General features: G+C 69.9%; 16 protein-coding genes. 3 read left to right on the top strand and 13 right to left on the bottom strand.

Features of this window, described 5'->3' with window-relative positions:
* Positions 1–202: 202 nt before the first annotated feature.
* From eccD to K6I33_RS22765, 10 genes are all read right to left on the bottom strand, one after another.
* A complete protein-coding gene (gene eccD / locus K6I33_RS22810; RefSeq protein ID WP_229356144.1) occupies positions 203–1606 on the bottom strand; it encodes a type VII secretion integral membrane protein EccD in 1404 nt (467 codons plus the stop codon).
* 22 nt (positions 1607–1628) lie between these two features.
* Positions 1629–2021 (bottom strand): hypothetical protein, encoded by a 393-nt coding sequence (locus K6I33_RS36660; RefSeq protein ID WP_374285632.1) that lies wholly within the window; start codon positions 2019–2021, stop codon positions 1629–1631.
* Positions 2022–2069: 48 nt separating this feature from the next.
* Positions 2070–2594: a hypothetical protein gene (locus K6I33_RS22800; protein ID WP_229356140.1), complete on the bottom strand. Its 525-nt coding sequence runs from the start codon at positions 2592–2594 to the stop codon at positions 2070–2072.
* Between the two features lie 212 nt (positions 2595–2806).
* Positions 2807–3577, bottom strand: a complete 771-nt coding sequence (locus K6I33_RS22795; RefSeq protein ID WP_229356138.1) for a hypothetical protein — start codon at positions 3575–3577, stop codon at positions 2807–2809.
* Between the two features lie 37 nt (positions 3578–3614).
* The gene (locus K6I33_RS22790; protein ID WP_229356136.1) at positions 3615–6080 is read right to left on the bottom strand and encodes a hypothetical protein; all 2466 of its coding nucleotides are present in this window, start codon (positions 6078–6080) and stop codon (positions 3615–3617) included.
* Entirely contained in the window at positions 6077–6478 is a 402-nt protein-coding gene (locus tag K6I33_RS22785; RefSeq protein ID WP_229356135.1) for a DUF6507 family protein, read from the bottom strand. Before K6I33_RS22785 ends, K6I33_RS22790 begins: the two co-directional genes overlap by 4 nt.
* Positions 6479–6527: 49 nt before the next feature.
* Positions 6528–6842 (bottom strand): pore-forming ESAT-6 family protein, encoded by a 315-nt coding sequence (locus tag K6I33_RS22780; protein ID WP_229356133.1) that lies wholly within the window; start codon positions 6840–6842, stop codon positions 6528–6530.
* 19 nt (positions 6843–6861) lie between these two features.
* Complete coding sequence (locus K6I33_RS22775; protein ID WP_229356131.1) at positions 6862–7194, bottom strand: hypothetical protein; 333 nt, start codon at positions 7192–7194, stop codon at positions 6862–6864.
* A 193-nt stretch (positions 7195–7387) separates the two neighbouring features.
* Positions 7388–7804, bottom strand: a complete 417-nt coding sequence (locus K6I33_RS22770; RefSeq protein WP_229356128.1) for an ATP-binding protein — start codon at positions 7802–7804, stop codon at positions 7388–7390.
* Positions 7801–7977: a hypothetical protein gene (locus K6I33_RS22765; protein ID WP_229356126.1), complete on the bottom strand. Its 177-nt coding sequence runs from the start codon at positions 7975–7977 to the stop codon at positions 7801–7803. The genes K6I33_RS22770 and K6I33_RS22765 overlap by 4 nt, the downstream gene beginning before the upstream one ends.
* Before the next feature lie 163 nt (positions 7978–8140).
* Here K6I33_RS22765 and K6I33_RS22760 point away from each other — a divergent pair, with 163 nt between their 5' ends.
* Positions 8141–8377: a GntR family transcriptional regulator gene (locus tag K6I33_RS22760; RefSeq protein ID WP_229356123.1), complete on the top strand. Its 237-nt coding sequence runs from the start codon at positions 8141–8143 to the stop codon at positions 8375–8377.
* A gap of 9 nt (positions 8378–8386) precedes the next feature.
* Here K6I33_RS22760 and K6I33_RS22755 read toward each other — a convergent pair whose 3' ends face one another.
* Positions 8387–9070: an alpha/beta fold hydrolase gene (locus K6I33_RS22755; RefSeq protein WP_229356120.1), complete on the bottom strand. Its 684-nt coding sequence runs from the start codon at positions 9068–9070 to the stop codon at positions 8387–8389.
* Between the two features lie 29 nt (positions 9071–9099).
* The gene (locus K6I33_RS22750; protein WP_229356109.1) at positions 9100–9606 is read right to left on the bottom strand and encodes an NADPH-dependent FMN reductase; all 507 of its coding nucleotides are present in this window, start codon (positions 9604–9606) and stop codon (positions 9100–9102) included.
* A gap of 45 nt (positions 9607–9651) precedes the next feature.
* On the opposite strand from K6I33_RS22750, the gene K6I33_RS22745 reads away from it, so the two are divergent.
* On the top strand, positions 9652–9909 hold the full coding sequence (locus tag K6I33_RS22745; protein ID WP_229356107.1) for a hypothetical protein: 258 nt from the start codon (positions 9652–9654) through the stop codon (positions 9907–9909).
* A gap of 30 nt (positions 9910–9939) precedes the next feature.
* Here K6I33_RS22745 and K6I33_RS22740 read toward each other — a convergent pair whose 3' ends face one another.
* Positions 9940–10389: a helix-turn-helix domain-containing protein gene (locus tag K6I33_RS22740; protein WP_229356105.1), complete on the bottom strand. Its 450-nt coding sequence runs from the start codon at positions 10387–10389 to the stop codon at positions 9940–9942.
* A gap of 215 nt (positions 10390–10604) precedes the next feature.
* Between K6I33_RS22740 and K6I33_RS22735 the strand changes: the two genes are divergently transcribed.
* Positions 10605–12023, top strand: coding sequence for an MFS transporter (locus tag K6I33_RS22735; RefSeq protein ID WP_229356142.1), 1419 nt, complete (start codon positions 10605–10607; stop codon positions 12021–12023).
* The last annotated feature ends 4 nt before the right edge of the window (positions 12024–12027 follow it).

Below are 12027 nucleotides of genomic sequence, written 5' to 3'. Positions count from 1 at the left end.
GCCGCGGCGGGCCGGGCGTCCTCGACGGGGGCGTCGACGGGGGCGTCCGCGGGTGCCTCCGAGGCGGCCTCCGCCGTGCGCGGCCCGTCGGCGAGCTCGTTCAGCTCGTTCGTCAGGTTCCGCAGGTTGCGCAGGACGTCGCCCTGCCAGTCGTCCTGGGACATGCCTCTTCCTGTTTCCTGGGGCTCGGAACTGGTGGGGCTCAGAACTGGTGGAGCAGGCGCGCGTACACGCCGAACACCCCGACCGCGAGCGGGAACAGCGCGATGACGCCGACGGCCTCGACGAGGTCCACGGCGCGGCGCAGCCGCACGCCGACGTGCTCCGGCAGCCGGACCGCCAGGACGGCGAGCGGCACGACGGCCACCGCGCACAGGGCCGCCAGCGGGCCGTAGGGGGTGCCGGGCACGTGGTCGATCCACAGCGTCACGAGCCGGACCAGCAGCACGAGGGCGGCGGCCAGCAGCGCGACGACCTCGGCGACGAGGGGGAAGGCGCGCGAGCGGGAGAGCAGCACGACCATCAGCACGGAGGTGAGCAGGACCGTCCACCACGAGGGCGCGGTGACGGCCAGCAGACCGCCGGCCGCGGCGGAGACGGCGACGGTGACCGTGGCCAGGACCAGGCCCCGGTGGGTCGCCGCGAGGGCCGTCTCGACCTCGTGCCGGCTGACGGAGGCGCCGCCGGAGCGGCGGTCGTCGAGCCCGGTGAGACCGGCGGCCATCAGCGCGAGCCGGGGCAGGAGGCCGAGGGCGACGACGGAGACGACGGCCATGACCGCGCCCAGGCGCGCCGGGTCGTGCTGGGCGGCCGCGACGGCCTCCCACACGCCGGCGGTGACGACGACGGCACCGGCGCCGATCAGGCCGCCCCTGCCGAGGCGGGAGCACAGGCCGAGCAGCGCGAGCGTCGCCGCGAGCGCGGCGGCCACGGCGGCGAGCCGGGCGGGCCCGGACCAGGAGTGGGCGTCGGCGGCGGTCCACGCGGCGAGGGTGCCGAGGGCGCCGCCGGTCAGCATGAGCGTGGTGCCGAGGCCGCGGCCGGTGTCGTCGCCGCGGGGGCTCTGGGTGCCTCCGGCACCTCGGGCGCCCTGGGCCCCTCGGGCGGCGATCCGGGAGGCGACGGCGCCGAGAGCCGCGACGAGCGCGGCGGCGACGGCGAGGCCACCGGCCACGGAGGCGGGGCCAAGGCTGGCGCGGGCGAGGACACCGGCGGTCACGGCCAGGGCGATCGTCGCCAGGCTCGCGGTCCACCGCCGTGCCTCGGGGCGCCAGCGCCAGGCGCGTACGTCGAGGTTCTCGGCGAGCTCGTCGGTGACGTCGTGGACGACGGGCGCGGAGGGCGCGTCGTGGACGCGCACCAGCCGCAGTTGCGCACCGTCGGGAACGCCTGCGTCGGCGAGGGTGCCGTCCTGCGGCAGAACCGTTCCTTCGGCGGTGATCAGATGCCGGGCGGCCGGGCGCTCACCGACCGTGTCGCCCAGCAGCCGCAGAACGTCGGGCAGCAGCCGCCCGATGGGCTCGTCCGCGGGGAGCACCAGATCCACCCGCCGGCGGTCGCCGACCAGGGTGACCCTGCTCAATTCCGTACGCTGTTTCGCCCCCATATTCACCACGCGGCAGAACCTATCACTGGGCCGGCTCCGTCACTTTGTGCGTTCCTTTCGGGGTTTTCGCCGACTTCGTAGCCGACTTCGTATGCGCGGGAGAAGGCGCGTCGGGGTCGAGTTCGGAAGGCGTGGGCGTGGGCGACAACGCCGGAGACGGGGTCACCTGCGGCGCGTACCGCTGCTCCTGCTGTTTCTGCTGTTCTTTCTGCTTGGCGAGGGTGTGCTGGATGAACGACCACCCCACGCACCCCGCGCACAGCACCGCCGCGACGGCGATCCCCGTGAATACCTTGCCCAGCTTCTCGTCGGCCGTCCGGCGGGCCCGCTGGGCGCCGAAGAGCAGGGCATCACGCATACGCCGGCGCCGTACCGACACCGACTCCAGCAGTTGACTGTCGTAATCCTTCGCCATCATTCCCCGCTCTGCCGCGCCCTGCGATCCGATGTGGGCCTATGGGGCCTACGAACCCCGGGCGTACTGAAAGGCCATGAACAGCACCCAGATCACCGGGATCAGCAACCCCCAGACGGCCGGCCGCTTGCGCAGCGGCGGCCCGGGATCCAGCTGAGGCCCGGGCTGACCGGGAACCGGGGGCTCGAGTTTGTTCAGCTTGGCCCTGACGAATACGTTCCAAAGGAGCGTGAACGGGGTGATGATGACCAGCGAGAGCGGACTCCACCAGCCCTGGAGCAGCGTTTTCCCGGTCATGTCGCGCAGCACGGCCGTACCGCAATTACGGCAGAACGGGCCGTTCAGGCTCAGGAACCGCATCATGATCAAAATGCCCTGATGCCCGCGGACGGTCACATCGGTGGCGGGGAAACCGCCGCAGAGGCGGCAGTAGGCATGGGGCTGGTTGGACTGAAAGCCCTGCTGAGGCGCACCTTGCTGGGGCTGAAAGCCCGGCTGTCCCCAGGCGGGCTGTTGTGCCGGAAATGGCTGTTGCTGCGGCGGAGTCGCCACGAAATCCCCCGAATCGTTCACTGAACTCTCAAGCGGTGCGGGCGCAGCACGCACCAGCCGTCATGCCTATCAACTTCTCCTGAGAAAACGCAAAGTGGCGCCGGACATTACGCGGACAACGCACGTGACAAGGCGCGGCGGTATGAAGGGAAACGTGGACGGAGCGCACGGGTGCCGGGCACGGTCGGTGAGACCGTGCCCGGCATCGCGCGCTGCCGGCGGGCGCGCCGGGGTCAGGCCTCGTTCAGGATTTCGCGGACCTGCCGCCGCACGTCCTCGTCGCCGACCGTCATCAGGTACTCGCCGAACCGGCGGGCCTCCGGGCCCTGGGCGCGGTGGACGATGGGGACGGCGTGCTTCAGCGTGCGGGGGTAGGTGCCGGCGTCGAGCACGCTCATGGCCAGTTCCACACCCAGCGCGCCGTCGACGGTGGACACTCCGCTCGCCAGGTCGACCAGCTGCGTGGGCAGGTCGAACCGGCGCTTCTCGTCCGTGGTCAGGAACCGCACGCCCCGGCCGACGACATCCTTGATGTCGTCCAGCAGCGCCCGGAGCGTGGCGTTGTCGAACAGCTCGCCCAGCTTGTCCTCAAAGTACTGGCTGTCGGCCAGCCGCACCAGGGCGCGGGCCGCCTCCACCCGCAGGGCCTCGGTGCCCTTCTCCTCCGCCAGGTCGCGCTCGGCCACGGCATCCGCGAGCTGCGCGAAGGTGCTGTCCACCGAGAACTTGCGGTCGATCGAGAAGTCGTACCAGGGCGTCGCCCCGGGATCCGCGGCCGCCCGCAGCACCGCCTCGTAGCCGGCCGCCTCGCCCCACATCGTCAGAGCCACGCAGGCCAGGAACCGTTCGATCTCCGGCTCGGCGGGGTCGTTCATCAACGCGACGAGCCCGGGGACGCGGTCCCGGTGCGAGGGCTCGTCGAAGGCCCCGTAGAGCACGTCCTCGATGTCGGTCGTCGGCTCGCCACCGAAATCCGTGCCGAGCAATTCACTGAAGCGGGTCATGAGTGGCATCCTTTCGCATTCCGCCCGTCGGCCGCCGTCACGGTCCGGTGATGTAGTCATGCGGCACGATGCCCTTGATGAGCCATTCCGAGTCCCGGCGTGTGTGCATCATGTCCTTCATGCGCTGCGCGAGGCTCTTCGTCTTGGCCTTGCCCAGACCGAGGTCCTTGGCAATCTTCTGGGCCATTTCGTCGATCTCGGGGTGCGGCGTATTCGGCGGGACGCCGATGTCCACGGGCCGACCGGCGATCTTGTCGGCGCTCTGCTGGATCGCCTCCTCGACCTCCTTCGGCGAGTAGACCTCCACGCCCTTGACCTTGCCCTTGGCTATGTCGTCCACGAGCCTGGGCAGATCGATCTGGATCTTCTGACCGCCGTAGTCCTTGGCGTTGGCGCCGTCCTCGCTGGTGGAGGTGTAGGGGCTCTCCGACTTCTTCGGTTCGCGTCCCACGATGTGGTCGACGATCGACGCGTCGCCGTCGGGGTTGGCGGGCACGAGGTCGCCGTCCTCGTTGAGGTAGCTCTTGCGCTGCCCCTTGTGGTTGTGGGTGTCCGAGAAGTTGCTGTCGTGACGCTTGAGGTTCGGGACGTCTTCGCCGTGACCCGGCTTGTATGTGCCGGGCGGCGTGTGGTCGCCCGACGAGCCCGAGCCGGAGCCCGCGTCGTGGCCCGAACCGCCGTCGTGACCCGAACCGGAGTCGTGGCCGCCGCCCGTTCCCGTACCGCCGTCGTGGCCCGCGCCCGAGCCGGGGTCGGAGGGACCGTGGCCGCCGCCCGAAGGCGGTGTGCCGTGGCCGCCACCGCCGCCGGACGGGAGGTGCGAGCCGCCGCTGCCGGCCGAACCGTGCGAACCCGAACCCGAACCCGAGCCTCCGGTGGGGTGGTTCGCCGCGTGGCCACCCGTGGCCGGGGTGCCGTCGGAGCCGCCGCCCTTCGGGTGGGCGCCGTCCGCCGGGTGCGCGGAGGACGGGTGGCCCGCCGAGTTCTCCACGCGCCCGGGGCCGCCCGCGCCCTCCAGCACCTTCGCCGGCTCCTTCGCGGGAGCGGTCTCGTGCTCGTGCGTGGTGTTGGGCAGGTCGTCCTTGTGCGGCTCCTGGTGCGGCTTCGTGTCGGGCACGACGTCGCCGTGCTGGTCACGGATGGTGCCGTCGCCGTGGACGTACCGCGGGTTGCCCTTGCTGTCGGTGTAGGGGAGGCTGCCGTCGTGCTTGGGGGCGCCGCCGCCGGAGTGGGCAGGGGTCCCCGTGTGAGGCGCGTCGCCCGTGTGGGCGGGAGTCCCCGTGTGCGCGGGAGCCGAAGGCGCGGTCGGGTGGGCGCCCGTCCCCGTGGGCAGGTTCTTGCCCAGGTCGTCCAGGCCCGCGCGGCCGGCCTTCAGGCCCTCCATGAAGTCGCCGACCTTGAGCTTGGTGACGCCCGCGGCCTTGCCGAGGTAGCTCATCGGGTCGGCCATCGCGCCCGCCTTGCCCAGCGCGCCCGCGACCTTCGCGCCCGCGCTCAGCTTGCCCGCCTGGCCCATCTCGCCCATCTTGCCGAGCTTGAGGAGGCTGCCGGCCCCGAGGGTGAGACCGTTGAACAGCACCGTGCCGACCGCCCGCGACGGGTCCTTGCCCCACTCGTCCCAGGCGACGAGCGACTTGCCGAAGTTGCGCAGGGCCGCCTTCTGCTTGTCGGTGTCGCTGTGGTCGACCGGGCCGAACATCTTGTCCATGGCCCAGTCGTACGGCGTCATGAGGTACGCGCTGACACCGCCGAAGACGTCGCCGATACCCGACCACGTCTTCTTGAAGTTGTCCCAGTCGAAGACGTTGACCATGCTGCCGAGGCCCTTGATGGTGCCCCAGACGCCGTCGACGAAGAAGCCCTTCAGCGCACCGCCGACGTTGTCCTTCGTCCACTCCCACGCGGCCCGCCAGCCGGTGTACTCACGCTTGTCGACCGTGCCCCAGGGCGTTTCCTTCGCGTCCTTGACGTCGCTCTCCTGGAAGCCGTACATGCCGGCCTTGTGCGAGCCGTCGTCGACGACGAACTTCGTGCCGCCCACGAGCGCGGTGATCTTGTTGGCCGCCTCGCGCTCGACGCCCTGGAAGGCCACCCAGGTCGTGCCGACCTCGCTGACCATCCGCGCGTTCTGGTCGATCTTCTTCTGGTCCTTCTGCCAGTCGTCGTCGTCCTTGTTCGCGGCGACGAACGCCTTGGCTTCCTCGCGCAGCCGGTCCATCTTGTCGACCAGAGGCTTCGCTTCCGTCGCGAAGCTCTGCAGCGCGCCGCTGACGGACTCCAGCTTCTTCGCGAAGTCGTCCGCCCTGTCCCGGACCGGAATGGTCGAGTTGAGCAGCTCGTCCTGCTCGGGAGCGTCGTAGACCGGGTCCAGCGCCTGGAAGGCGTTGTGCACGTCCTTGCCGGTGGTCCGGATGTTGCCCGCCGTCGTCTTCAAGGACGTCGCGTGCGTCTGCAGGTTTTCCAGATTGCCCGTGAAGGTGGGGATCTTGCCGGGGTCAATCACGGCTTGCCGCCCTTACCGGGCTGCTGCCCCTTGAGTTCCTCCGGGGTCGGCGCCTGCGCGGCGAGATGCTGCTTGTTCTGGGCCATCGCCAGGTCACCCTTGATGTATTCCTCGGTGGCCTCGCGCGCGCCCTTGATGGACTTGCCCGTCCGGACGACAAGGAACTTCAGGTCGTTCTCCGTGTGCTCCTGGAACTCCTGCAGCGCCTGGGCGACGGGACCGAACGCGCCCCCTTCGGGCGCCTTCGTCCCGCCCAGGATCATCGTGCCCGCCGACGTCGCGGAACCGACCAGGCCTTCGCTGTAGGCCGTGAGCTCATCCTCGAACTTGCCGGCCACCTCACCGGTGTTATTCAGCACCGTACGGACACCGTCCGGCTGAATATCCCATTTGGGCACGACGCCTCCCCCGTTCTACGAAACGCAGTGTTTGTTCTCGCCCGCGGCGTCAGCCGATGGCGTCGACAGCGGCCTTCGCCTTGGACAGCGTGGACTGCGCCGTGCCGTCGTTCTTCTCCATCGTGGAGCGCAGCAGGTGGATGATCTGGCGGACCTCGGTGGCCGCCCGGTTCCAGCGCTGCTCCTTGCCGTGGTACTGATCCGAGACGCCGTCGGCCTGGAAGTCGGCCATCGCCGCCTTCACCGCGGCGTCACGCTCGCCCAGCACCGTCTCCAGCCGGGAGATGATGCCCTGGAGCGATCCCTGCACCTCGCTCGACGCGCCCGTGTCGTAACTACGACGGTCCGCACCCGCACCAGCCATGATCTGTACCCCCTGTGTCCTAGCGGCCCGAGAAGCGGGCCGCGTCGAAGTTCGCCGACGCCATCTGCTGACGCGCGTTGTCCGCCGACTCCTGGTCACCCTGGCCGAACGAGGAGTCCATACCGGACTGGCCGCCCAGGATCGCGCTCAGCGAGCCGTTCAGCGCGGCCGTCACCTCGTCGGAGTGCGACTTGAACTGGTCGAACGCGGCCTTTCCGGCGCCGTTGAACTTGCCCTCCAGCGGCTGCGCGGCGACGATCAGCTGGCGGATAAGGCCACCCAGATCATCGCTGGAACCACGCGTCCGGGAAATCAGGCCGGACAGCGCCGTCTGCCCCATATCGAACTTCACGAGCTCACCCCCGTCGTATCTCATGTGTCACTGGCGACTCGAACATGTCTATCAACATCATCAACGTGATCACAAAGCGCTTCTGGGGCTGACGAGCACTCTGTTACGAACGTGTGCAGCTCGTTTCCCCACCGTTGCAGACACCATGGCAGAGGCCACTGACATTCATCAGTGACCCCTTTGGCACCTCATGTCACACGGTGAGCGCGGCGCACTCCCGTAGCTCGAACCACACCTGTTTCCCGACGAGGTCGAGCCCGTCCCACACCCACGTCACGCCGGAGGCGTGCGACAGGCGGCGTACGAGCGCCAGCCCTCGGCCGTCACCACTTCCCTCGCCGGTGCCCTGGCGCGGCCACGGGAGCCGTCCCGGGTCATTGTCGCGGACCGCGACGAGCACGTTGTCGGTACGGACCGTCATCTCCACGGTCAGCTCGGGGACGCGGGCGTGGCGCACCACGTTCGCGACCGTGTCGGAGACGCAGAGCCGCGCCAGCTCGATGAGCAGCCGCCGCTCGGCGGCGACGAGTGTCGCCGTGACGAACTCCCGGGCGAGCCGGGCGGTGGCCGGCGCGGCGGGCGCCGTGAGGGTGTAGCGGTCCCCCTTCATCGGCCCGCCTCCTTCGCCATGTCCGCTGCGCTCGGCTGGCGGGGGATGAAGTTGATGCCGTGGGCGGTGACCACCACGACGTGGTCGCACACCTGGGGGCGTGGAGTGGGAGGAGTGTGGGGACGGTGCGGGCGCCTCGCCCAGACGGTGAGGCGGCGGATAAGGTTTCGCATGTCGACGCTCCTAGCTCAGCGTTGGCCATGCCCCGGGGCCGCTGCTACGGCCGCCGGGGTCCGGCATGTCACGCTCGGAGCGTAGGGCGTGATATAGCGCACTGCATAGCGATGACCATTATGTATCTCGACTAGAGCACCATGGTGTGCGTAGCTTACGTACGTGATCGAATTCGCTCCGGATATTCCGCGCTGGCGTCAGGTCGCCGATGTGATCCGTCAACGCATACAGGACGGCACATACCCACCCCGCACTCGCGTGCCGTCAGTTCTCCAACTGACAGAAGAGTTCGGCATCGCCAGTGTCACCGCCCACAAGGTGCACCGCGCCCTCCGCGCCGAGGGCCTCATCTACACCGAGCCCGGTATGGGGTCGTTCGTCTCGAAAGACCTGCTGTAGCCCGCCCCGCTAGCCCCGCAGAAATCGCAACGCCGCCTCGACGAAAGCCTCCGGCGCCGTGGCGTGAATCAGGTGCCCCACCGGGATCGTCTCGAAGCTCCCGTCGGGCACGCGCCTGGCCAACTCGGCGACATTGTGCTGGGAAACGTGGCTGAGCGGACCGCCGCCCAGGACCAGGGTCCTCGCCGCGATCCTGCCCAGGTCCGCCAGCCACGCCGCTTCGGGCCGGTCGATCTGGCCCCTGATGGCCTCGACCACGTCCCAGTCGAAGCCGAGGTCGCCCTCCGGCCTGGCGCGGGGCGTGGGCTCGCGGGGCACGGGGGCCGGTGCGTCCTCCACCACGAGCCGGGCCACCCGCTGCGGCTGGGCGGCGGCCAGCAGGTAGGCGACGATGCCGCCCATCGAGTGCCCGATCACGTCGGCGCGCTCCAGGTCGAGGGCGTCGAGGAAGCCGAGCACGTCGTCCCGCATGAGTTCGAACGAGTACGCGCCGGGCCAGTCGCTCAGGCCGTGGCCGCGCAAGTCGGGCGCGTACACCCGCCAGTCCCGTACGAAGGCCGGTGCCACACCGTCCCAGTCGGCGGCTCCCTCACCCAGCCCGTGCAGCAGCACGAGCGGCGGGGCTTCCTCCGGACCCGAGACCCGGTAGGCCAGCCGGACGCCTCCGACCTCGACCGTGCGGTGATCGCCCATGCGCCGAAGCTAACGCCCATGGGCCGTATTCAGCCAGCCTTCGCCAAGAGCCCCAGCACCCGCCGGAGCTCCTCCCCCGCGCCTTCCCCCAGCGCAATCCTCACGCAAGCCGCCTCCACGATCGAGGCTCCCGTATACCTCAACACCGTCCGCAGCGTGGCCTCCGCTCCCCCGCCGCGCCCCGCCGGCGCCACGTTCACCCACGCCACCGGCTTGTCGCAAATCTCCGTGCCGCCGACCGTCCAGTCGAGCAGGTTCTTGAAGGAACCGGGCAGCGTCCCCGCGTACTCCGGCGTGCAGATCAGGACGGCGGCCGCCTCCGTGATCGCGGCGCGCAGCTCCGCCACCGGGCCCGGCAGGGGGTCGTGGTCGTCGTCGGGGTTGAAGTGCGGCAGGGCCGCGAGCCCTTCGTAGCGCACTGTCCGTACACCCGCCGACGGGGCCACGGTCTCGGCCGTGCGCAGCGCGGTCTCGTTGGAGGAGCCCGCGCGCAGGCTGCCGGACAGCAGGAGGATCACGGGCGGCGTCGTGGGCATCCGCCCAACCTACCCGGGGTGGCGACCGGGCTTATAGTCTGCCGCGTGAACAAGGGGAATGGCAGAGAACCGCGCCGTCTCGTCGCTGTACGGATCGGTCTGACACTGGCCGGCGCCCTGCTGACGATGGGGCTGTTGTGGTCCGTCGTGTGGTGGGGGCTGGGCTGGCACTTCCCCGGTTTCTGGGCGCTCGCAGCGAAATTGTCGTTCAAGGCGGGAATTCTCGTACTGGTCGGGCTGGTGGCCGCCCTGGCGGTGCTGATGGACCTCATCGCCAGGGTCGGAAACCGGTTCCGTTCATAAAGCCGCTCGTGAACCCGCCGCGCAGGCCCGTTACGACGCCCGCGCCTGCACCTGCACCTCCCCCTCCATTCGGCTGTCGTACGAGGCGCGCGCGGCGGCGACCTCGGTCTGGTGCTCCTCGGTCCAGATGACCAGGGCGCGGATCGTGTCGTGGAGGGTCACGCCCAGCGGCGTGAGTTCGTAGTCGACGCGCGGCGGGACCACGGGGTGGACCGTGCGCAGGACGAGCCCGTCGCGCTCCAGTTGCCGCAGGGTGACCGTGAGCATTCGCTGGCTGATGCCGTCGATCTCCCGGCGCAGCTCGGAGAAGCGCAGGCTGCGGCGGTCCAGCAGGGCGATGACGAGCAGGGACCACTTGTCGGCGACCCGGTCGAGGATCTGGCGCACCTCGCAGCCCTCGCGGGCGTCCCATTGCCGGATCTCGTACTCGGCCTCGGTACCCGTGCAGTGAGTCGGTGACTTCAAAGTGCCTTCTTCCATGGCGATTCACACTGCCCGATGATTCGAGTGGTTACAAGAGGGAACCGCGGGTTCTCCGGCTCAACTCGCCCCGTTGCACGTCACTTTCAAGCGTCCGTCAAGAGTGACGTCGTCTCCGCTCCCCCTCCCCTACCTCCCCCTTCCCTTTTTCCGTCCCCGCAAGGAGCCTTTCCGTGTCCACACCGCAGACCTCATCGGGCAGCGGCACCGACCGCATGAGCGGGCGCGCCTGGGGCGTGCTGTTCGTGCTGTGCGGTGCGATCTTCCTCGAGGGCATCGACGTGGCGATGCTCAATGTGGCGTTGCCGTCCATCCGCGCCGACCTGGACATGTCCACCGGCATGCTCCAGTGGGTCATGAGCGCCTACGTCCTCGGCTACGGCGGCTTCATGCTGCTCGGCGGCCGGGCGGCCGACCTCTTCGGGCGCCGGCAGATGTTCGTGTTCTGGCTCGTCGTCTTCCTGCTCTTCTCCGGTCTGGGCGGATTCGCCACCGAGGGGTGGATGCTCATCGTGGCCCGCTTCGTGACGGGCGTCGCGGCGGCCTTCATGACCCCGGCCGGTCTGTCGATCATCACCACGAGCTTCGACGAGGGCCCGCAGCGCAACAAGGCGCTGCTGGTCTACTCCGGCACCGCCGCCGGTGGCTTCTCCATCGGCCTGGTCGTCGGCGGACTGCTGGCCTCCGTCAGCTGGCGCTGGGTGTTCTTCGCCCCCGTCATCCTCTCCTTGCTCATCCTCATCACCGCCGTGGCCCTCATCCCCAAGTCCCCCCGGCCCGACCGGTCCGGGCAGGGCGTCGACCTGGGCGGCGCGATCAGCGTCACCGCCGGCATCCTGCTCCTGGTCTTCGCCGTCGAGCGGGCCACGCACGTGGCCGCCGCCGTGACGGCCGCCACGGTCGCGGCCGGTCTGCTCTGCTTCCTCGTCTTCGTCCTCATCGAGCGCAAGTCCTCCGCCCCGCTGATCCGGCTGGGACTCTTCCGCAACGGCACGCTCATCCGCGGCAATCTGACGGGTCTGCTCTTCGCCGCCGGCTTCTTCGGGTTCCAGTTCGTCGCGGTGCTCTACCTCCAGGAGCTGCGCGGCTGGTCGACCCTCCAGACGAGCTTCGCCCTCATCGTCATCGGCATCGACGCCATCCTCTCCCCGACGCTCACGCCCAAGCTGGTCGCGAAGTTCGGCAACGCCCGGGTGATCTTCGGCGGTCTGCTGCTGGCCTCGCTGTCCTACGCCCTCTTCCTGCCGGTCGGCCTGGACTGGACGTACCTGGCGATGTTCCCGAGCCTGATCATCCTCGGCCTCGCCTTCTCGCTGGCCTACGGCCCGCTGACCATCGTGGCGACGGAGGGCATCGACGAGGAGGAGCAGGGCGTGGCCGGCGGTCTGCTCTACACCTCCTTCCAGTTCGGCGCGGCCCTGGGCCTGTCCTCGGTGACCGCGGTCTCCATCGGGGCCACGCACGGCACGTCGCCCGCAGCGCAGCTCGACGGCTACCGGGCCGCGCTGATCGTGCCGCTCGCCGCCGCGCTGATCGCCGCCTTCATCAGCGCGTTCGGCCTGGGCAACCGCTCCGGCATCGAGGACGCCGCCCCGGCCGGCGCCGAGCCCGCCCGCGAGCCCGTCGACGCCTGATCCC

Source organism: Streptomyces sp. UNOB3_S3, from assembly GCF_020740895.1.
In the GTDB taxonomy this organism is placed as follows: Bacteria; Actinomycetota; Actinomycetes; order Streptomycetales; family Streptomycetaceae; genus Streptomyces.
This window is presented reverse-complemented; position numbering and strand designations above follow the sequence as displayed.

Excerpts from the sequence above, each read along its gene's own strand:
- K6I33_RS22765 (WP_229356126.1), bottom strand. The coding sequence starts at position 7,977 with ATGCGAAACCTTATCCGCCGCCTCACCGTCTGGGCGAGGCGCCCGCAC.
- K6I33_RS22735 (WP_229356142.1), top strand. The coding sequence starts at position 10,605 with ATGAGCGGGCGCGCCTGGGGCGTGCTGTTCGTGCTGTGCGGTGCGATC.
- K6I33_RS22770 (WP_229356128.1), bottom strand. The coding sequence starts at position 7,804 with ATGAAGGGGGACCGCTACACCCTCACGGCGCCCGCCGCGCCGGCCACC.
- K6I33_RS22755 (WP_229356120.1), bottom strand. The coding sequence starts at position 9,070 with ATGGGCGATCACCGCACGGTCGAGGTCGGAGGCGTCCGGCTGGCCTAC.
- K6I33_RS22780 (WP_229356133.1), bottom strand. The coding sequence starts at position 6,842 with ATGGCTGGTGCGGGTGCGGACCGTCGTAGTTACGACACGGGCGCGTCG.
- eccD (WP_229356144.1), bottom strand. The coding sequence starts at position 1,606 with ATGGGGGCGAAACAGCGTACGGAATTGAGCAGGGTCACCCTGGTCGGC.
- K6I33_RS22795 (WP_229356138.1), bottom strand. The coding sequence starts at position 3,577 with ATGACCCGCTTCAGTGAATTGCTCGGCACGGATTTCGGTGGCGAGCCG.
- K6I33_RS36660 (WP_374285632.1), bottom strand. The coding sequence starts at position 2,021 with ATGGCGAAGGATTACGACAGTCAACTGCTGGAGTCGGTGTCGGTACGG.
- K6I33_RS22750 (WP_229356109.1), bottom strand. The coding sequence starts at position 9,606 with ATGCCCACGACGCCGCCCGTGATCCTCCTGCTGTCCGGCAGCCTGCGC.
- K6I33_RS22740 (WP_229356105.1), bottom strand. The coding sequence starts at position 10,389 with ATGGAAGAAGGCACTTTGAAGTCACCGACTCACTGCACGGGTACCGAG.